This is a genomic window from Mycobacterium arosiense ATCC BAA-1401 = DSM 45069 (genome assembly GCF_002086125.1).
Taxonomy (GTDB): domain Bacteria; phylum Actinomycetota; class Actinomycetes; order Mycobacteriales; family Mycobacteriaceae; genus Mycobacterium; species Mycobacterium arosiense.
The window spans coordinates 83,061-102,602 of sequence record NZ_MVHG01000009.1; the positions used below are offsets into that span (position 1 = coordinate 83,061).

Sequence of the window (19,542 nt, forward strand, 5' to 3'; positions counted from 1 at the left end):
GAGGAGTTGATAGCGTCCAGCCCAAACCGCTGACGGAAGGACCTCGGCGAGCCATGCCCATCTCCACGCAGGCATCGCGGTACCCAGTGGCGCATCCCGTCGACGTCGCGCACGGCTGGGAACTCGAGTGGGTCACCGCGCCCAGCCGCTTGTTCGGCGCAAACGGTCTGCGCACCGGCCCGGACGGTCGGATCTACATCGCCCAGGTGACCGGCAGCCAGATCAGCGCGCTGGACCACCGCACCGGGGAACTGGTGACCGCCAGCCCTAAGGGTGGCGACATCGTGGCGCCCGACGATGTCGCGTTCGACGCCGCCGGCAACCTGTACGCCACCGAGGTGATGGACGGCCGGGTCAGCGTGCGCGACACCGGCGGGCGAACGCGGGTGCTGCGCGACGACGTGCCGTCGGCCAATGGCATCACCTGTTACCGAAACCGGCTGTTCATCGGTGAATGCCGGGAAGGCGGACGGTTGCTGGAATTCGATTTGGCGGGCGGCCCGCCGCGGGTGCTCTTGGAGAACGTGCCCTCCCCGAATGCGATGGAGGTCGGCCCGGACGGGCTGCTGTACTTCCCGGTGATGGGGGCCAACGAAATCTGGCGCATCGACCCCGACGGGGGCGAACCTCAGTGCGTGGCAACCGGTCTCGGCGTGCCCGACTCGGTCAAGTTCGACGCCCAGGGTCACATCGTCTCGACGCAGGTGGCAACCGGTCAGGTGCTGCGCATCGATCCGCGCAGCGGCGACCAGCGTCTGCTCGCCCAGCTCAACCCGGGGCTGGACAACTGCACCTTCGTCGGCGATCGGCTGTTCGTCTCCAACTTCACCGGCGAGATCACCGAGATATCGCCCGACGGCACCGCGCGACCCGTGCTGGCGGGCGGGCTCAACTGGCCGTTGGACCTCGCGCTGGGCCACGATGGGCAGCTCTACGTCGCCGACGGCACGTACTTCTACGTGGCCCTGCCCGACGGGTCCCTGCACGTCGCCGGAATGTTGTTCAGCCCGGGCTATCCCGGGTTCCTGCGCGGTGTTGCGGCGAGCGGGCCCGGCGAGTTCGTCGTGACGACGTCCGGCGGCCAGGTCAGCCGGTACCGGCCGGAGGCAAGCGAAACCGTTGTGCTGGCGGAAGGTTTCGACCAGCTCTACGGCGTCGCCCTAAGCCCCGGCGGTGTGGTGTTCGCGGAGCTGGGCACCGGGCGGGTGCTGTCATGGGAGTCCGGCGAGGTCGAGGTGCTCGCGACCGGGCTGCGTGAACCGGTCGGCGTGGCGATCGACGCGGACGGCGCCGCCCTGGTGGCGGAGGCCGGAGCCGGCCGAGTGGTCCGGCTGAACGGGTCGAACACCGACAGCATCGTCGCCGATTTGCAACGCCCGCAGGGCATTGCGGTCCGCGACGACGTGCTCTACGTTGTCGACGCCGGCGCCAAGGAGCTGATCGCGTTCGACCTGAGCACCGGCGCGCGGCAGAAGATCGCATCCGGGCTGCCGATCGGCGCCCCGCCGGGCGTGACGCCCAAACCACTGCGTGGCATGCCGCCGTTCTCCGGGCCGCAGGGCCCGTTCGCCGGCATCACGGCCGCGGGTGACGGGACGCTGTATGTCTCGGCCGACGGCGACGGCAGCGTGCTGGCCTTGCGCCCGACCCCGGGCGGTCCCTGATGCCCCAGGCCGTTGCCGGCGATCACCGCTACCTGCAGATCGCGCGCACGCTGCGCAAGGAGATCGTCGATGGCGTGTACCCGGTGGGCTCGCAGCTTCCCACCGAGCACCAGCTGTGCGAGCGCTTCGCGGTGAGCCGCTACACCATCCGGGAGGCACTGCGCCGGCTGCGCGAGGACAATCTGGTCGCGTCCCGGCCGAGGGCGGGCACCCGGGTGGTTCCCCGACCGGCGTCGAGTTCCTATGCCCAGGACGCGATGTCGATCGAAGACCTGCTGGCGTTCGCGGCCGGCGCGCAGCTGACCATCGAATCCAACGCGATGGTGACGATCGACGGCGAGCTGGCCGCTCGGACCGGCCTCGAGGTCGGCTCCCAGTGGTTGTCGGTGCGCGGCTACCGGCAGGAGGACGACGCCTCGGTGCCGATATGCCGGACGGAGTACTACATCAATCGCGGTTTCGCCGCCGTCGGCAGGCTGCTGCAACGCCACGTCGGCCCGATCTTTCCGTTGATCGAGGACCTGTTCGGCGTGAGCGTCGCCCAGCTGCACCAGGAGATCGCCGCCGTCCTGTTGTCACCCGAGCAGGCCGACGGACTCGGCGTGGAGGCGGGGACGGCTGCGCTGCAGATGCGGCGCACCTACACAACCTCCGACGGTGAGGTGGCCCAGGTGACAATCAACACCCACCTGTCGTCGAGGTTTCGGTACGCGATGACCATGCGTCGCGTGGACGAATAGGCCGCCCAGAGATGAGGTCACGGTGACCGCCCGGGCGCCCCACGCTTTAGACGCCTACCAGCGCGGGTTGTGGGTGCACACCACGCTGGCCGATGCGCTGCACGCGGCCGCGCAGGCCTCGCCCGGGCGAATTATTCTGATGGACAAGGATACTCGACTGGACTGTGCCACGCTCCACACCCAGGCCAACGCGCTGGCGACCGCGCTGTTGGCGCGCATGCCGACGGGCAGCGTCGTGTCCTTCATGTTGCCGAATTGGCACGAGGCCGCGGTCATCTACCTGGGCGCGACACTGGCCGGAATGGTGGTGAATCCGATCCTGCCGTCGCTGCGCGACCACGATCTGCGGTTCATCCTCGATGACGCCGGCGCCGCCATGCTTTTCGTCCCGCAGCGCTACGGCGGCCACGACTACGCGGGGATGCTCGAGCGCGTGACGGCCGCAATGAGCCGTCCGCCGGAGGTGGTGGTGCTGCGCGGTGACGCCGGTCGGCACACACCGTATGGCTCGCTGTTGGGGCGGCCGCCGTCGGCTGCCGCGGCGCTTCCGGTGCTGGACCCCGACTCCGTGCGGATGATCCTGTACACGTCCGGCACCACGAGCCGCCCGAAAGGTGTGCTGCACACCCACAATTCGATGCACGCCCTGATCTGCCAGATCCGCGACCACTGGATGATCGCGCCGGGTGACACGTTCCTGGTGCCGTCGCCGGTCGCCCACATCGGCGGCTCGATTTATGCCTTCGAATGCCCCCTGTTGCTGGGCACCACCGCGGTGCTGATGGACCGGTGGGACGCATCGGAGGCGGTAGCTCTGATGGACTCGCGGCGGTGCACCCACATGGCGGGGGCCACGCCGTTTCTGCAGCAGCTGTTGTCGGCGGCCGAGCGCGCCGGCACCCGCCTGCCGGACCTGAAGGTGTTCATCTGCGGCGGCGCGTCGGTCTCGCCCGCGCTGATCCGCCGTGCAGCAGACTATTTCGAACACGCGGTGGTCACCAGGGTGTACGGCTGCACGGAAGTGCCCGTCACGACCGTCGGCGCTCCCCGGCCGGACGAGGCCGGTGCCGCGGCGGACACCGATGGCAGGCCCGGCATCGCCGAGATCAAGCTCGTCGCCCACCAAGCCGCGCCCGCCGGCGACGGTGAGATCTGTGTGCGCGGCCCGCAGATGTTGCGGGGTTATCTGCACCCCGAAGATGACGCCGAGTCTTTCGATGGCGCAGGCTTTTTCCGCACCGGCGACCTTGGGCGCTGGGTGGGCGATGGGTACCTCGTGGTGACGGGCCGTGCCAAGGACGTCATCATCCGCAGCGGCGAGAACATTTCGGCCAAGGAGGTCGAGGACCTGCTAGCCGAGCATCCCGGCATCGCCGAGATCGCGGTCGTCGGACTGCCCGACGAGCGCACCGGCGAGCGGGCGTGCGCGGTGATCGTTCCCTCCGGCACCGAGCACCCGGACGTCGCGAGTCTGCTTGCGCTGCTGGTGAGCAAGGGCGTCGCCAAATTCAAGGCACCCGAACAGGTCGTGATCGCCGACGCCCTGCCGAAGAACGACGCCGGGAAGGTTCTCAAGCATCGGATCCGGGCGTCTTTACTACAGACGGGAACCAAGGATGAGTGAGATGCAAGTCGCTATCGTCACGGGAGCCAGCAGCGGTATCGGCTTGGGCTGCGCGGTAAAACTCGCCGAGATGGGCATGGCGGTCGTCGGCACCGGCCGCGACCGAGACCGGCTGGCCGAACTCGAAAAGGCGATCGGCGACCCGGATCGCGTCGCCGCCCTCGCGGTCGACTTGACCGATGACGACGCGCCGCGCCGCATCGTGGACCTCGCGGTCGACCGGTGGGGCCATATCGACTTCCTGATCAACAACGCCGGGGTGGGCAGCCCCAAGCCGCTGCACGAAACCGACGACGAAACCCTGGACTACTTCCTGGGTTTGATGCTGCGGGCGCCGTTCCGACTGGCGCGCGAGGTGCTGCCACACATGGGGCCCGGGTCGGCGATCATCAATGTCACCTCGACATTCGCGGTCGTCGGCGGCCTGCGCGGCGGCGCGTATTCCGCCGCCAAGGGCGGCCTGACCGCGCTGACCACTCACATCGCCTGTCAGTACGGCGCGTCCGGCATCCGGTGCAACGCCGTCGCCCCGGGGGTGACGGTGACGCCGATGGTGGAGAAGCGCCTAGAGGACGAGCGATTCCGCAAGATCAACACCGAGATGACGCCGCATCAGCGGCTGGGCCGCATCGACGACATCGCCGGCACGGTCGCGTTCCTGTGTTCGCCGGGTGGAAGTTTCATCAACGGTCAGACGATTGTCGTCGACGGCGGATGGAGCTCGACAAAGTATCTCTCCGAGTTCGCGTTGTCATCGCGGTGGGTCGAGGGATGAATCTGTTCGCCATGCTCGACCAGGCCGCGACCCGCTTCCCCGACCGTGGCGCGCTGTACTTTGGGGAGCGCCGCGTGTGCACCTGGATCGAATTGCGGGACCGGGCCTTACGGCTGGCCACGTCGATCCGCGAGCAGCACGGCGCGGGCGCTCGACTCGCGATCGCGACCCACAACCGCCCCGAGGTCGTCAAGTTGATGTTCGCGATCTGGGCCGCCGAGTGCGTCGTCGTCCCGATCAACTACAAGCTGCATCGGCGCGAGATGGCGCAAATCCTCGACGACGCGGGCGCGGCACGGGTGTTCGCGTCGCCGGCCATCGGCGCCGAGCTCGCACCGGTGGCCGCGACGCCAACGGAAATCATTGATTCCGAGGAATATTCGCGACGATTCGCCGCGCACCCCGCTGCGCCGCCGCGCACCGACCCCGCGACACTGGCGTGGCTGTTCTACACCAGCGGAACCACCGGCCGGTCGAAGGGCGCGATGCTTTCGCACCGCAACCTCACGGCGATGACGCTCGCGCACCTCGCCGACATCGACGCCCCGGACGAGGGCTGCAGCCTGGTGCACGCGGCACCGATGTCGCACGGCTCCGGCCTCTACATCCTGCCGTACGTGCTGCGCGGCGCCCGCCAAATCCTGCCCGCCTCGGGCGCATTCGATCCCGACGAGTTCCTCGACCTTTGCGAACATCACCCGTCCGCCAGCGCCTTCTTGGCCCCGACCATGGTGCAACGGCTGGTCGATACCGGCCGCAGCCGCCCGGCCAATCTGCGGACGATCGTCTACGGCGGCGGTCCAATGTACGTCGACAGCCTGCGCAAGGCGATCACGGCGTTCGGCCCGATCTTCGCGCAGATCTACGGGCAGGGCGAATCGCCGATGACCATCACCGGGCTGCGCCGCGTCGATCACGAGTGCGACGACGACGCGATCCTGGGATCGGTCGGGTATGCGCGGTCGGGGATGGAGGTCGCGGTGCTGCGCGCCGACGGCAGCGCGGCGCCCGTCGGCGAGATCGGCGAAATCGTCTGTCGCGGTGATGCGGTCATGTCCGGATACTGGCGCAATCCCGAGGCGACCGGCGACGCGCTCAAGGACGGCTGGCTCTACTCCGGCGACATGGGTTCCTTCGACGCGCGCGGCTTCCTCACGCTGCGGGATCGGTCGAAGGATGTCGTCATCAGCGGCGGCAGCAACATCTACCCGCGGGAGGTGGAGGAGGTGCTGCTCGAGCACCCCGGCGTCGCCGAGGCGTGCGTGGTGGGCACCCCCGACGAGGAGTGGGGCGAGGTGGTGGTCGCGTTCATCGTCGGCGCGGTCGAACCCGCGGCGTTGGACGCACACCTGCTGGATCGCATCGCCCGCTTCAAACGGCCCAAGCGTTACGAGTTCGTCGACGAGTTACCGAAGAACAGTTACGGCAAAGTGCTCAAGCGCGAACTGCGCGCCAGCCTGGCGCGCTAAATCCCGCCATGCCACACGAAATCAAGGGGAGGTCGCCAATGAAATGTCGTGCCGCTGTCATCCGCGGGGTCGGCCAGGACTGGGAGATCCGCGAGATCGAGCTGGACCCGCCTCACGCGGGCGAAGTCATGGTGCGGATGGCCGTCGCCGGTATCTGCCACTCCGACGACCATCTGTTCACCGGCGACGTGGTACCGACGGCCGAGGCGATCGCCGCCAGCGGCCAGCCGGCGCCGGACTGGTTCCCGCTGCTCGGCGGTCACGAAGGTGCCGGCGTCGTCGAAGAAGTCGGGCCCGGCGTGACGTCGGTGCGGCCGGGGGACCACGTGGCGCTGTCGTTCATCCCGGCGTGCGGCAGTTGCCGCTTCTGCGTGAACGGGCAGAGCTACATCTGCGACATCGGGGCGAGCCTGTTCGTCCGGGAGATGCCGACCGACGGAACCTGCCGCCGGCACCTGGGCGACGAAGACCTGTTGGCCTATGGGCAGCTCGGCACGTTCGCCGAATACGCGGTGCTGTCGGAGAAGTCGGTCATCAAGATCGACGACGCCATTCCTTTCCACGCCGCCTCGCTCGTGTCGTGCGGGGTCAGCACCGGCTGGGGCTCCGCGACGATCTCGGCGGGAACCGAACCCGGCGACACCGTCGTCGTCCTCGGCGCCGGTGGCGTCGGGATGAACGCCGTGCAGGGGGCGCGCGCCGTCGGTGCGAAGTATGTCGTCGCGGTGGATCCGGTTGAGTCCAAGCGTGATTCGGCCAAAATCTTCGGCGCCACGCACACCGCCGCCTCCGCGCAGGATGCCATACCGCTGGTCAACGAGATCACCGCGGGGCTGATGGCGGACCGCGTCGTGATCTGCCCCGGCGTGGTGCATGTCGACTTGTTGCCGTTGGCGATGGCGCTGCTGCGCAAGGGCGGGGTCTGCGTGCTCACCGGCATCACCCCGTTCACGGAACCGCCGGTTCCGCTGGTGCTGCAGGAGATGACGCTGTCGGCCAAGCAACTGCGGGGCGCGCTGTACGGCGGGATGAACCCGCGCACCAGCGTGCCGATGCTGTTGTCGATGTACCAGGCCGGCGCGGTGAAACTCGACGAGTTGGTCACCCGCCACTATCGGCTCGACCAGATCAACGAGGCGATGACGGATTTACGTGCAGGCCGCAACATTCGCGGCGTCATCGATTTCGCCGGCGGGTGATCACGGGCGCAACCCTCGCTCAACCGGACTCGAAGTGGCTCCGGATGCCGGCCAGCATCTTGACGTGCGCCTTAACTCCTTCTCGGATGGTCACCCCCGCCAATGGCCGCGGGGCGGTGATCGAAATCCGCTCGGTGACCCGGGTGCCGCCGTCGACCGGATCGAAACTCACAGTGCCGCGCAACCGGACCCCGGGCGACTGGTCGGCCTCGGTCAGCACGTCGCCGTTGACCGGCACACGCAATCGGGCGTGATAGCCGGTGCGAATGGTGAATGGTCCCAGAGGAATTCGATCGATGACGCGGTAGGTCTGCTCATAGCCGTCCGGGGTCTGGCCGCGGGACACGGTTTCCACGGACACGATCAGCGGGTGCACGAGCTTGATGTTGTCCAGGTCCACATAGAAGTCGCGGACGGCATCGGGCGGCGCGGGCACGTGCTCGCTCAGCGTCCGGTCGGCGTGGACGGTCCACCAGCTCATGAGGGAGAACCTAGCCCGACGACGATGCGTGCCGCGACGCGGCGCGAGAAGGAGTTGGGCAATCGAACCTAGCCCGACGACGATGCGTGCCGCGACGCGGCGCGAGAAGGAGTTGGGCAATCGAACCTAGCCCGACGACGATGCGTGCCGCGACGCGGCGCGAGAAGGAGTTGGGCAATCGAACCTAGCCCGACGACGATGCGTGCCGCGACGCGGCGCGAGAAGGAGTTGGGCAATCGAACCTAGCCCGACGACGATGCGTGCCGCGAGGCGGCGCGAGAAGGAGTTGGGCAATCGAACCTAGCCCGACGACGATGCCGCGCATACCGTGGACCCACGAGCGAGTGGAGACGACATGGGCACCCAAGACAACGTGGTCGAGCGCTACCTGGATCGCCTGGCCGCGCACGACTGGGACGGACTGGCCGACACCATCACCGAGGACGGCCTGACCCGGCAGGGGCCGTTCTGCGACATCGTCGAGGGCAAAAAGCGCTATGTCGCCTACTTGCGCAAGGTCTGCACCAGCCTCCAGGGCCATCGGTTGGAGGTGCGGCGGGTCTCGCATGTGGATTCGCGAGTGTCCTACGCCGAGCTGTCCGAGACATTCGAGATCGATGGCGTTGCGACCACGTGGCCCGAGTGCATCCTCTTCGAGCAGGCCGACGATGGATTGATCTGTCACGTCAGCGTGTACTTCAAGCAGCGGCAAGCCGATCCCGCATAACGGTCTATTCCCTCGCCTGCCGAATTGACCTAACGTGTCATGAATGGAGGCAGATGGAACTCCGGAGTCGGTGCCGGTCGAGAAATTGCACTCGGGCGACCCGATCACCGATTGTGGTCAGCGGTACATCGTTCTCGAATCGAAATCCTTCAGCGATAGCTGCGTGGTGCTCGAGCTGGAGTCCAGGGTGGATCACCAATTGCAGGTCATCGAGAAGTCGTTCCCGACCGGATACCAGGTAGGCAGGGCGAACCACCGAATTCTGTAGCGAATTCCCATCGCCCAATATTGCGCGAGTAGCCGGTCGACGGCTACCGCGCATTCGCGTTCTCGGGCTCTGTAACCGGCGCGCGAAACGCGCCAAAATTGCTGCGGTGCTTAGCTTTCGCGCGGCGGCCGGATGTCGTTGGGATCGTTGGGGTCCGGCTCGCCGAACCAGCGTGACGGCTCGTGCACGCCGTACGCGTCGTTCCAGTCCCACCACTCGTAGGGGGCGCTCTGCGGGTAGCCCTGCGGCGAATCCTCCCAGTTTTCCTGGCGTCCCAGCGCGGTCATGTCGAGCAAGCTCCACGTCGTTCCGAGCGCCTCGTCGCCGCGATTGTTGATGAAGTAGGTGCGGAACACCCGATCGCCGTAATGGATGAAGGCGTTGGTGCCGTGCCATTCGTCCACGCCGGAATCGCTATCGAATTGATCGGTGATGGTGTACCACGGCATCTTCCAGCCCATCCGCGCCTTGAGTCGCTCGATGTCGGCCTGCTGTGCGCGCGAAGCGAACACCAGCGTGGTGTCACGGGCGTTGAGGTGGGCCAGGTTGCCGACGTGGTCGGCGATCATCGAGCACCCTCGGCAGGCATGGTCGGGCCAGCCGTGGATGTCGGGCCCGTAGAAGGCGCGATAGACGATGAGTTGACGCCGGCCCTGGAACAGGCCCAGCAGGTCGACCCTGCCCTCGGGTCCCTCGAATTGGTAGGTGGAGTCGACGGCCGTCCACGGCATGCGGCGCCGCATGGCCGCGAGCGCGTCATGGGCCCGGGTGAGTTCCTTCTCCTTGGCCAGCAGTTCCTGGTGCGCGCTCGCCCACTGCTCGGCCGACACGATCGGCGGTGTGTTCATCACTGTGCCTCTCAATGGCTAGATGTTCAGGTCAGCGGCGAAAGACCGGCGGCGGTGAGCAGGTAGGCGTCGTGGTCGCCGGCGGCGCCGGTGGCGATCTCGAGCACCGATTTGCCCACCTGTTCGGCGGTGAGCGCGGGCCCGGCGGCCTGCACGAAGGAGTCGATGTCGACGCCTTGTCGCTCGGCGTAGGCCGCGACGGCGGCCGCGCCCAAGTCGGTGGCCGGCGTCAAGCGCGGCAGCACGGCGGTGAAGCCGATCCCGAGGCCCGCGCGTTGCGATTCGGTGGCGGCGTAGCTGGTGATGAAGCTGACGGTCGCCTTCGCCCCCGCATAGCCTCCAGACAGCGGTGATCCGTTCACCGCGGCGCCGCTGGACATCACGATCACCGAACTGCCCGGCGCCAGCGGGTGCCGCAGGACACGGTGAACCCAGTGAAACGCCTGCGCGACGTCGGAGTTCCAGTTCGCGCCGAACGTCTCCCAGGTCTGCTCCTGCAACGGCGCCATCCGCGGCGTCGCGCCGGCGCATAACACCAGTGTGCGCGGCCGGTATTCGTCGATCAGGCGGTCGGCCGTGGCCGGGTCGGTGGCGTCGGCCACCACGGGGGTGAAGGCGTCGCCGAGCCGGGTGCGCACCTCCTCGAGTTGTGATCGGGTGCGCGCGACGCCGGCGACCCGCGCGCCGGCCGCCACCAACGCGGCGGCGATGGCGCGGCCGAACCCGCGGCCCGCGCCGGTCACGATGGCGGTGGTGTCGGCGAGCCCGTCGGCGTGGGCGGTGCGGGACTGGTTCATGGTGTTCTCGCTCTCTGCTGTGGGTGCTGCGGCCGGGCCGCATCTTCACTAATTCAGATACGGCGCGGCGGCCGGCTTCATCGCGCGCGGCCCGATGAATTTCGGTTGCCCGATGTCTCTAAGGGAGTAGGTTCTTCACCCACCGATAGGAGAGGCTCGTGCCGGCGCAGGAGGATTTCGTCGAGCAGGCGGCGCCTTTTCGTGCCGAGCTGATCGCGCACTGCTATCGCATGCTGGGTTCGGTGCACGACGCCGAAGACCTCGTCCAGGAGACGTACCTGCGGGGCTGGCGCGGCTATCGGGCGTTCGAGGAACGCGCGGCGTTGAAAACGTGGCTGTATCGCATCGCCACCAACGCCTGCCTGCGAGCGCTGGAGAATCGCGCCCGGCGCGTGCTGCCGATGGGCGTGGGCGACGGATCTGTCGATCCCGACGCAGATTTCAACGCGAAGGCCGGCGCGCACGCCTGGCTCGAGCCGATGCCCGACGCGATGATGTTCAAGAGCCCCGAAGACGACCTGACCGCAAAGCAGAGCGTGCGGCTGGCCGTGATGACCGCCCTTCAGGAGCTTCCGGCGCGGCAGCGCGCCGTGCTGATCCTGCGCGACGTCGTGCAGTTCAGCGCCGCCGAGGTTGCCGAGCTCCTCGAGACCACGCCCGCGGCGGTCAACAGTTCGCTGCAGCGCGCCCGGGCCCGCCTTGCCGAACTCTCGCCCGCCGAGGACACCATGTCCGAACCCGGCGATGCCGAGCGCCGCGAGCTGCTCGACCGGTATTGCGCGGCATTCGAAAACGCGGACATGGCGGCTCTGACGGCGCTGCTGCAAGCGGACGTCAAGCTTGAAATGCCGCCTATGCCAGTGTGGTTCACCGGTCGGGACGCCGTGCTGCGGTTCCTCGCCCGACGCGCCCTAGCCCCGCCCGGCGACATCGTGATGGTCCCGACAGCCGCGAATGCGCAACCCGCCGTTGCCGAATACCGGCGCAGCGCCGACGGGGCGATGCGGGCGCATTCCATTCACGTCTTGACCACCGGCGCCACCGGCGTCGCGAGCATCACCGTCTTCCTCGACGCCGGGTTGTTTCCCACGTTTGGTTTGTCGGCAACCCGGTAACCTTGGAGCAGGGACGTAATCGCACCCCTTTCTCTCTAAGGGAGGCCCGACCTGCATCGTCATCGGTGTCGTCGCACGGTTTACCTTCCCGGCCGTGGTGTGGACAGGTCCACCACACGTCAGGATCATTAGGCGCGGTAGACGTAGTGAAGGGTGACGAGTGAAGATTCCCGGCGTTTCCAGCGTCGTCGCGGGCATGGCCGGCGGAGCCGCGCAGGTGGTGCGGGCCGGTGTGTCCACCGCCGCGGGGGCGGCGGGCGCGCTGCAGACGTTGGCCAGTCCGGTAACCGACCTCGCCGGCCCGGTCATCGACTCGATTGCTCAAACGACGGGCCGGGCGATCGGACTGAACGGTTCGTCCGGCGGCTCCCCCGCCGAGATATTGCCGCCGGTGCGCTGGCACAGCGGAAACCGAGTGCACCTGGATCTGGATCCGCTGCTGCCCTTCCCGCGTTGGCACGAGTACGCGCCCGCCGTGGAGGAGCCGGTGCGCCGGATCCCGGGTGTGGCCAAGGCCCATGTCGAGGGCTCGCTGGGCCGCTTGGTGGTGGAGCTGTCCGACGATGCGGACGGCCACGCGGTCCTGGACGAGCTGCGCGCCACGGTCTCCTCGATCGCCTCGGACATCACCTGGTCGAAGTCGGAGTCATCGCCGATGTCCGCGCCGTTCGCCGACCCGGGCAACCCGCTGGCCATCTTGGTGCCCCTGACCGCGGCCGCAATGGATGTCGTCGCGATGGGGGCCGCGGTCACCGGATGGGTGACCCGGTTGCCGGCCGCGCCGCAGACCACCCGGGCCGCGGCCGCCCTCATCAACCATCAACCGCGGATGGTCGCGATCCTGGAGGCGCGGTTGGGCCGGGTCGGCACCGACATCGCGCTGGCCGCTACGACGGCCGCCGCCCACGGTTTGACGCAATCGTTCGGCACACCGCTGCTGGATCTGACGCAACGCACGCTGCAGGTCTCCGAGGCGTCGGCGCACCGCCGCGTGTGGCGCGACCGCGAACCGCAGCTGGCCTCCCCCGAGCGGCCGCAGGCCCCGGTTGTGCCCGTCATCTCCTCGGCCAAGTCGGAGGTGCCCCGGCACAGCTGGGCCGCGGCGGCCGCCGGCGAGGCCTCCCACGTCGTGGTCGGCGGCACCATCGACGCCGCGATGGACAAGGCGAAAGGCTCGATGGCCGGGCCGGTGGAAAGCTACGTCGATTCGGCGGCCAACGGCTCGCTGATCGCCGCGGTCAGCGCGCTGGTCGCCGGCGGCGGCACCGAAGACGCGGCCGCGGCCATCGAAGCCGGGGTGCCCAGGGCCGCGCACATGGGCCGCCAGGCGTTCGCGGCGATATTGGGCCGCGGGCTCGCCAATTCCGGGCAACTGGTCCTCGACCCGGGCGCGCTGCGCCGCCTGGACCGGGTGAAGGTGGTCGTCATCGACGGCGCCGCGCTGCGCGGCGATCACCGCGCGGTCTTGCGGGTCCGCGGAGACGCTCCCGGCTGGGACGACGACCGGGTCTACGAGGTGGCCGACGCGCTGCTGCACGGTGAAGAGGCACCCGAGCCCGACGCCGACGAGCTACCCGCGACCGGCGCTCGGCTGAAATGGGTTCGCACCCAAGGACCTTCGGCGACGCCCGCGCAGGGCCTGGAGAGGGCCGAGCTGATCGTCGACGGCGAGTGCGTCGGCCGCGTCGACGTGGGCTGGGAGGTCGATCCCTACGCGATCCCGCTCTTTCAGACCGCGAACCGCACCGGCGCGCGGGTGGTACTACGCCACGTCGCGGGCACCGAGGACCTCACCGCCAGCGTCGGCACCACGCACCCGCCCGGCACGCCGCTGCTCAACGTCGTCCGCGAGCTGCGCGCCGACCGTGGACCGGTGTTGCTGATCACCGCGTTGCATCGGGACTTCGCCTCGACCGACACCCTAGCGGCGCTCGCGATCGCCGATATCGGTGTGGCCCTTGATGATCCGCGCGCCGCCACGGCGTGGACCGCCGACATCATCACCGGCACCGATCTGGCCGACGCGGTGCGCATCCTCTCGGCGATCCCCGTGGCCCGGTCGGCCAGCGAATCGGCGGTGCACCTGGCGCAGGGCGGAACCACACTGGCCGGTCTGCTGCTGGTCACCGGTGAACAGGAGGCGGGCACCAGCCCGGTGAGCTTCCGCCGCTGGCTCAACCCGGTCAATGCCGCCGCGGCCACCGCGCTGCTGGCGGCAACCCTCTCAGCCGCCCGGGTGCTCCGGCTGCCGGACCCCACACCACAACCGCTGACCGCCTGGCATGCACTGGATCCCGAGATCGTCTACTCGCGGCTGGCCGGCGGCGCGCGGCCGATAGCCGTCGAGACCGAGCCGTCCTGGCGGCGCCGCCTCGACGACCTGTCGTACAGCCCGGCATTGCAGCCCCTGCGCAAGCCCCTGCACAACGCGGTTCGGCTGGCGGCCGCCACCCGCACCGAGCTCGCCGATCCGCTGACCCCCATCCTGGCCGTCGGCGCGGCGGCCTCGGCGATCGTCGGCAGCAACATCGACGCGCTGCTGGTCGCCGGCGTCATGACCGTCAACGCGATAACCGGTGGGGCGCAACGGCTCCGGGCCGAGTCGGCCGCCGCCGAGCTGTTCGCCGAGCAGGACCAGCTGGTGCGCCGGGTGATTGTCCCGGCCGTCGCGACGACCCGCCGCCGGCTCGAGGCCGCCCGACACGCGACCCGCACGGTGACGGTGTCCGCCAAGTCGTTGCGGCCCGGCGACGTCATCGACCTGGCCGCACCGGAAGTGGTGCCCGCCGATGCCCGCCTGCTGATCGCCGAAGACCTCGAGGTCGACGAGTCCCTGCTGACCGGCGAATCGCTCCCGGTCGACAAGCAGGTGGATCCCGTCGCGGTCAATGACCCCGACCGCGCCAGCATGCTGTTCGAGGGCAGCACCATCGTCGCCGGGCATGCCCGGGCGATCGTGACCGCCACCGGGGTGGGCACCGCCGCACACCGCGCGATCTCGGCCGTGGCCGACGTGGAGACCGCGGCCGGAATTCAAGCCCGCCTGCGGGATCTAACCAGCAAGGTGCTGCCCCTGACGCTGGCCGGTGGCGCGACGGTGTCGGCGCTGGCGCTGCTGCGGCGCGCGACGCTGCGCCAGGCTGTCGCCGACGGCGTCGCGATCGCAGTGGCCGCCGTCCCCGAGGGCCTGCCCCTGGTGGCCACCCTGTCCCAGCTCTCGGCCGCCCAGCGGCTGACCGCGCGCGGGGCCCTGGTCCGCGCGCCGCGCACCATCGAGGCGCTGGGCCGCGTCGACACCGTCTGTTTCGACAAGACCGGCACGCTCACCGAGAACCGGCTGCGCGTGGTGTGCGCGGTGCCCGACGACGTCGACCCGCACGATCCCTTCCCCAAGCTGACCGACCCGGAATCGGCCGGGCTGTTGCGGGCCGCGGCGCGCGCGTCGGCTCAGCCGCAGGAGGGCCAGGGGCATGCGCACGCCACCGACGAGGCGATCCTGATTGCGGCGAGTTCGCTGAACGGCCAGAGCGATTCGGACTGGGCGATGGTCGCGGAGGTGCCGTTCGAATCCAGCCGCGGCTTCGCCGCCGCGATCGGCACCGTGGGCCACGACAACGGCCAGCCCGAGGAGGCGCCGGTGCTGGTCCTCAAGGGGGCCCCCGAGGTCATCCTGCCGCGCTGCAGGTTCGCCGACCCGGAAGCCGACCGGGCGCGGGCCGAGGCGGTGGTGCATGGCCTTGCCGAGCAGGGGCTGCGGGTGCTCGCCGTGGCGCAGCGCGGCTGGAAGCACGAGACCGACGACGACGACACCGACGCCGACGCTGTGGACGCCGCGGCGAAGAACCTCGAGCTGCTCGGCTACGTCGGTTTGGCCGACACCGCACGGGCGTCGGCGCGTCCGCTGATCGAGGCGCTGGTGGACGCCGACCGCGACGTGGTGCTGATCACCGGCGACCACCCCGTGACCGCGCGGGCGATCGCCCGGCAGTTGGGCCTGCCAGAGGGCGCGCGAGTAATCACCGGCGCCGAACTCGCCGGCCTCGACGAGGACGCGTGCGCCAAGCTGGTCGCCGACGTGCAGGTGTTCGCCCGCGTCAGCCCGGAGCAGAAGGTGCAGATCGTGGCCGCCCTGCAGCGCAGCGGCCGGGTGACGGCGATGGTCGGGGACGGCGCCAACGACGCCGCCGCGATCCGGATGGCCGACGTCGGTATCGGGGTGAGCGGCCGCGGTTCCTCGGCCGCCCGCGGCGCCGCCGACATCGTGCTGACCGACGAGGATTTGGGCGTGCTGATGGACGCCCTGGTCGAGGGCCGCAGCATGTGGGCCGGCGTTCGCGACGCCGTCACCATCCTGGTCGGCGGCAACGTCGGTGAGGTGCTGTTCACCATCATCGGCACCGCCTTCGGCGCCGGGCGCGCCCCGGTGGGAACCCGTCAGCTGCTGTTGGTCAACCTGCTCACCGACATGTTCCCCGCGCTCGCGGTCGCCGTCACCTCGCAATACGTCGAACCCGACGAAGCCGAGTACGAATCGGCCGAGGCCGCCGAGGAGGCGCGCCGCCTGCACCGCCGCACCGTGCTCACCGGAGCCACGCCCTCGCTCGACGCCCCGCTGATGCGCCAGATCGTCACGCGCGGCGCCGTCACCGCCGCCGGGGCGACGGCCGCCTGGGCGATCGGACGCTGGACACCGGGCACCGAACGTCGCACGGCGACAATGGGTTTGACGGCGCTCGTGACGACGCAGCTGGCGCAGACGCTGCTGACACGCCGGCACAGCCCGCTCGTCCTGGCGACCGCCCTGGGCAGCGCCGGCGTCCTGGTCGGCATCGTGCAAACCCCGGTGATCAGTCAGTTCTTCGGGTGCACGCCGCTGGGGCCGGTCGCCTGGTCCGGAGTGCTGGGTTCGACGGCGGGGGCCACCGCGATCTCGGCGCTGGCACCCAATTGGCTGGCCAAGCAGGTCGCCGCCTTGGAGCCCGGCGAAGAGTGAGCAAGCGTTCAGCCGGATAGCTCTCTGCGCAGCACCTTGCCGGTCGGGTTACGCGGAATGCTGTCCACGATGTTGATGTCGCGGGGCTGTTCGAAGCGAGAAACCCGACCCTTCAGATATTCGCGCAGCTCGTCCGCGTCGATCCCGCTGCCCGGCCGCGTGACCACATACGCCGCCAGGCGCTGACCGAACCGTTCGTCGGGGACTCCGATGACCGCGTTCTCGACGACGGCGGGGTGCTCGGCGAGCGCGTTTTCGACCGCACGCGGGTAGACGTTCTCGCCGCCGGAGATGATCATGTCGTCTTCGCGGCCGACGATGAAGAGCCGGCCCGCGTTGTCCAGATAGCCCATGTCGCCGGTACTGGTCATGCCGTCGACGACGGCCTTGGCGGCGCCGTCGGTGTAGCCGTCGCTGGTCAGCTCGCCGCCGACGAAGATCCGCCCGGTGACCCGCGGCCCGACCGGCCGGTCGTTCTTGTCGAAGATCCGCACCGGGCATCCCACGACCGGTCTTCCGACGGTTTCGGGCGCTTCGCGCAGATCGGCCGGCGTGGCCAGCGCACCGATACCGACCTCGGTGGAGCCGTAGCCGTTGTACAGGATGTCGCCGTAGGCATCCATGAACCGCTGGCCCAGCGTGGGGTCGAGGCGGTCGCCGCTGGAGATCACCGTCCGCAAGTAGGGCAGCGGATTTCGCGCCCGCACCCGCTCGGGCAGCTCCAGGATGCGCGCGAGCACCACCGGCACCGCGGTGAAGGAGTCGGCGCGATGCAGCGACGCCTGGGCCAGCGCGGCTTCGGCGTCGAACTCCCGGCGCGTGAGCACGGTCCCCCCGAGCGCCAGGGTCAGCATCAGCATGCCCAGCCCCAATCCGTGAAACATGGGCATTGCCACCGAGATTCGCGACGCGGCGCGCAGTCGGGTGCGATCGAGGATGGTCACCCACACGCCCACCGCGGAGCGCATCTGCGGTGTGCGGGGCACCCCTTTGGGTGTGCCGGTGGTGCCCGATGTCAGCAGCACGATGCGGCCGGGGGCGGCGACTTGCGGTCTGCGGGCGCCCTCGTCGGTGCCGGCCGTCGCCGGATCGACGGTGCCGACCGATTCGTCCGCGGCCCGCAGCCGCCCGCCGAACTCGCTCTCGGCGACCACGGTGGAGATGCGGTGCGCTTGCAGCGCCGCCGCCAGCGCGTCGCTGCGGAACTCCGTACTCATCGGGACGACATCGGCGCCCCGCAGGGCGGCGGCGAACACACCCGCCACGAAACCCCGTCCGTTGCGGCACATCACCCCGACCGCCTGCCCGGGTGCGACGCCGTCGTCGGCCAACCGCCGGGCCAGCGACTCGGTCACTTGCTGCAGCTGGCGATAGCTCAGCGCGCCGTCGTCGTCGACGATCGCCGTGCGGTCGGGCCAACGGGCCGTCGTGACCGCCAGCAGCGTGTAGGGATTGGTACCGCCCCGGCGTAGCTCGCGAAGAAGCCGGAACCCCGCGAGCGGCGCCGGCGGACTCAACAGGCCCGAGCGCAGCAGGGCCCGGGCGGCGGTGGGAATCACCCGGTCATTCGTCATTGTCGGCCTCGTCGGTGTCGGACTCGCTGAAGAACCGGCGGTGCCACAGTCGGGCGGCGTAATCGGCCGGCCCGGCCAGCAGCACCGAGGCCAGTTCGGCCGGTAGCACCCAGGGCGGTTCGATGGTGCGGGGCCGCTCGATGATCGCCTTGGCGATCGCGTCGGCGGCCTCGTCCGCCGACAGGCCGGGGAGGCGGCCGAGCAGCGGGGTGGGCGCGATCATCCTGGTTCGGACCAGCGCGAAGTAGACCGTGGTCACATCGACGCCGTCGGTGTGCAATTCCGGAGCCACGCTGCGCAACCAGCGGTCGAAGGCGCTCTTCGACGCCTGATAGGCACCCCATTGCGGGCCCGGCGCCACCCGCACGGCAACACTCGAGACGTTCACGATGTGCCCGCTGCCGTTGCCGCGCATGGCCGGCAGCAGGCCCAGGAGCAGCCGCACCGGCCCGAGGTAGTTGATGTCGATCGTGCGCTGGAAGTCGTGCGGCCGGTCGTACTGGTCATGCAGGGAGCGGCGCAACGATTTGCCGGCGTTGCTCACCACGATGTCGGGCGGGCCGTGCTCCTCGGTGATCCGCTTGGTCAGGGCGCTCACCGCGGATTCGTCGGTGAGGTCGGTCGGGTAGGCGACCGCTTGGCCCCCACCGGCATTGATCGACGCGGTGACGTCGCAGAGCCGTTCCTCGGAGCGGGCGACGACCAGGACGGTCGCCCCCGCGGCCGCCAGGCTGCGCGCGGTCGCCTCACCGATGCCGAAGGACGCGCCGGTCACCAAGACGGTTTTGCCGCAGACCGCCATGCGCAACCTGTCGGGATCGGACACCCGCGCCGGGTTGGCCAGGTGGTCCGTGACCGTGTTCAGGGCCTGCGTTAGTGCGTTCAACATCGCCGCCGCATCCGCTCGAGCCGTCTGCCGAGGTCGGCTGTTGCTTCACCGTAACCCCGCTCGTAACTACGAGTAGCAGACCACACCGCGGTGCGGGTCCGCGCTCCGGCCCGGTGGTGTGGCCCACCGGGCGCCCGGCGACCGGCGGGCACGACCGACCCGGGAGCCCGCGCCGGATGGCGTCGCGCACAACCAATCTCAGCCCGTCGGCAGTCGCGGCGGTTAGATTTATGAGAACACGGTAATTTCGGTGTTTCGGGTGTTTAAGGCGCGTGTCGGCTGGGCACAATGGCGGCATGATTGCACGTCACGTCGTTCGTTCCCTTGGTTCAGCAGTAGTTCTCGCAGCGTCGGGCGTGGCCGTGTCGGCCCTGACGTC

Annotated in this window: 15 protein-coding genes; 10 read left to right on the forward strand and 5 right to left on the reverse strand. The window is 69.4% G+C overall.

What is annotated here, in order from left to right:
- Positions 1 to 53: 53 nt before the first annotated feature.
- Genes BST14_RS06510 through BST14_RS06535 form a run of 6 tightly spaced genes read left to right on the forward strand, consistent with a single transcriptional unit; the run spans position 54 to position 7,471 of the window.
- Complete coding sequence (locus tag BST14_RS06510) at positions 54 to 1,664, forward strand: SMP-30/gluconolactonase/LRE family protein (RefSeq protein ID WP_083063756.1); 1,611 nt, start codon at positions 54 to 56, stop codon at positions 1,662 to 1,664.
- Positions 1,664 to 2,404: a GntR family transcriptional regulator gene (locus tag BST14_RS06515; RefSeq protein ID WP_083063757.1), complete on the forward strand. Its 741-nt coding sequence runs from the start codon at positions 1,664 to 1,666 to the stop codon at positions 2,402 to 2,404. Before BST14_RS06510 ends, BST14_RS06515 begins: the two co-directional genes overlap by 1 nt.
- Positions 2,405 to 2,426: 22 nt before the next feature.
- Entirely contained in the window at positions 2,427 to 4,028 is a 1,602-nt protein-coding gene (locus tag BST14_RS06520) for an AMP-binding protein (RefSeq protein ID WP_083063758.1), read from the forward strand.
- A complete protein-coding gene (locus BST14_RS06525; protein WP_083063759.1) occupies positions 4,021 to 4,803 on the forward strand; it encodes an SDR family NAD(P)-dependent oxidoreductase in 783 nt (260 codons plus the stop codon). Before BST14_RS06520 ends, BST14_RS06525 begins: the two co-directional genes overlap by 8 nt.
- Positions 4,800 to 6,272: an AMP-binding protein gene (locus BST14_RS06530; RefSeq protein WP_083063760.1), complete on the forward strand. Its 1,473-nt coding sequence runs from the start codon at positions 4,800 to 4,802 to the stop codon at positions 6,270 to 6,272. Before BST14_RS06525 ends, BST14_RS06530 begins: the two co-directional genes overlap by 4 nt.
- 38 nt (positions 6,273 to 6,310) lie before the next feature.
- Entirely contained in the window at positions 6,311 to 7,471 is a 1,161-nt protein-coding gene (locus BST14_RS06535; protein WP_083063761.1) for an NDMA-dependent alcohol dehydrogenase, read from the forward strand.
- A gap of 19 nt (positions 7,472 to 7,490) precedes the next feature.
- On the opposite strand, the gene BST14_RS06540 is transcribed toward BST14_RS06535, so the two are convergent.
- Entirely contained in the window at positions 7,491 to 7,952 is a 462-nt protein-coding gene (locus BST14_RS06540; RefSeq protein ID WP_083063762.1) for an SRPBCC family protein, read from the reverse strand.
- A gap of 355 nt (positions 7,953 to 8,307) precedes the next feature.
- On the opposite strand from BST14_RS06540, the gene BST14_RS06545 reads away from it, so the two are divergent.
- Together BST14_RS06545 and BST14_RS06550 are read left to right on the forward strand one after the other, a co-directional pair.
- Complete coding sequence (locus BST14_RS06545; RefSeq protein ID WP_083063763.1) at positions 8,308 to 8,679, forward strand: nuclear transport factor 2 family protein; 372 nt, start codon at positions 8,308 to 8,310, stop codon at positions 8,677 to 8,679.
- Between the two features lie 43 nt (positions 8,680 to 8,722).
- Positions 8,723 to 8,947: a hypothetical protein gene (locus BST14_RS06550; RefSeq protein ID WP_083063764.1), complete on the forward strand. Its 225-nt coding sequence runs from the start codon at positions 8,723 to 8,725 to the stop codon at positions 8,945 to 8,947.
- Positions 8,948 to 9,057: 110 nt separating this feature from the next.
- On the opposite strand, the gene BST14_RS06555 is transcribed toward BST14_RS06550, so the two are convergent.
- Together BST14_RS06555 and BST14_RS06560 are read right to left on the reverse strand one after the other, a co-directional pair.
- Complete coding sequence (locus tag BST14_RS06555) at positions 9,058 to 9,795, reverse strand: DUF899 domain-containing protein (RefSeq protein WP_083063779.1); 738 nt, start codon at positions 9,793 to 9,795, stop codon at positions 9,058 to 9,060.
- Positions 9,796 to 9,821: 26 nt separating this feature from the next.
- The gene (locus BST14_RS06560) at positions 9,822 to 10,592 is read right to left on the reverse strand and encodes an SDR family NAD(P)-dependent oxidoreductase (protein WP_083063765.1); all 771 of its coding nucleotides are present in this window, start codon (positions 10,590 to 10,592) and stop codon (positions 9,822 to 9,824) included.
- A 158-nt stretch (positions 10,593 to 10,750) separates the two neighbouring features.
- Between BST14_RS06560 and BST14_RS06565 the strand changes: the two genes are divergently transcribed.
- Positions 10,751 to 11,707, forward strand: a complete 957-nt coding sequence (locus BST14_RS06565) for a sigma-70 family RNA polymerase sigma factor (RefSeq protein WP_083063766.1) — start codon at positions 10,751 to 10,753, stop codon at positions 11,705 to 11,707.
- A gap of 160 nt (positions 11,708 to 11,867) precedes the next feature.
- A complete protein-coding gene (locus BST14_RS06570; protein WP_083063767.1) occupies positions 11,868 to 16,700 on the forward strand; it encodes a cation-translocating P-type ATPase in 4,833 nt (1,610 codons plus the stop codon).
- A gap of 8 nt (positions 16,701 to 16,708) precedes the next feature.
- Here the strand turns inward: BST14_RS06570 and BST14_RS06575 are convergent, their stop codons facing one another.
- Positions 16,709 to 18,274: an AMP-binding protein gene (locus tag BST14_RS06575; RefSeq protein WP_083063768.1), complete on the reverse strand. Its 1,566-nt coding sequence runs from the start codon at positions 18,272 to 18,274 to the stop codon at positions 16,709 to 16,711.
- Positions 18,264 to 19,163: an SDR family NAD(P)-dependent oxidoreductase gene (locus tag BST14_RS06580; protein ID WP_083063769.1), complete on the reverse strand. Its 900-nt coding sequence runs from the start codon at positions 19,161 to 19,163 to the stop codon at positions 18,264 to 18,266. The genes BST14_RS06575 and BST14_RS06580 overlap by 11 nt, the downstream gene beginning before the upstream one ends.
- Positions 19,164 to 19,542: the final 379 nt, after the last annotated feature.

Excerpts from the sequence above, each read along its gene's own strand:
- BST14_RS06510 (WP_083063756.1), top strand. The coding sequence starts at position 54 with ATGCCCATCTCCACGCAGGCATCGCGGTACCCAGTGGCGCATCCCGTC.
- BST14_RS06515 (WP_083063757.1), top strand. The coding sequence starts at position 1,664 with ATGCCCCAGGCCGTTGCCGGCGATCACCGCTACCTGCAGATCGCGCGC.
- BST14_RS06525 (WP_083063759.1), top strand. The coding sequence starts at position 4,021 with ATGAGTGAGATGCAAGTCGCTATCGTCACGGGAGCCAGCAGCGGTATC.
- BST14_RS06530 (WP_083063760.1), top strand. The coding sequence starts at position 4,800 with ATGAATCTGTTCGCCATGCTCGACCAGGCCGCGACCCGCTTCCCCGAC.
- BST14_RS06535 (WP_083063761.1), top strand. The coding sequence starts at position 6,311 with ATGAAATGTCGTGCCGCTGTCATCCGCGGGGTCGGCCAGGACTGGGAG.
- BST14_RS06540 (WP_083063762.1), bottom strand. The coding sequence starts at position 7,952 with ATGAGCTGGTGGACCGTCCACGCCGACCGGACGCTGAGCGAGCACGTG.
- BST14_RS06545 (WP_083063763.1), top strand. The coding sequence starts at position 8,308 with ATGGGCACCCAAGACAACGTGGTCGAGCGCTACCTGGATCGCCTGGCC.
- BST14_RS06550 (WP_083063764.1), top strand. The coding sequence starts at position 8,723 with ATGGAGGCAGATGGAACTCCGGAGTCGGTGCCGGTCGAGAAATTGCAC.
- BST14_RS06555 (WP_083063779.1), bottom strand. The coding sequence starts at position 9,795 with ATGAACACACCGCCGATCGTGTCGGCCGAGCAGTGGGCGAGCGCGCAC.
- BST14_RS06560 (WP_083063765.1), bottom strand. The coding sequence starts at position 10,592 with ATGAACCAGTCCCGCACCGCCCACGCCGACGGGCTCGCCGACACCACC.
- BST14_RS06575 (WP_083063768.1), bottom strand. The coding sequence starts at position 18,274 with ATGACGAATGACCGGGTGATTCCCACCGCCGCCCGGGCCCTGCTGCGC.
- BST14_RS06580 (WP_083063769.1), bottom strand. The coding sequence starts at position 19,163 with ATGTTGAACGCACTAACGCAGGCCCTGAACACGGTCACGGACCACCTG.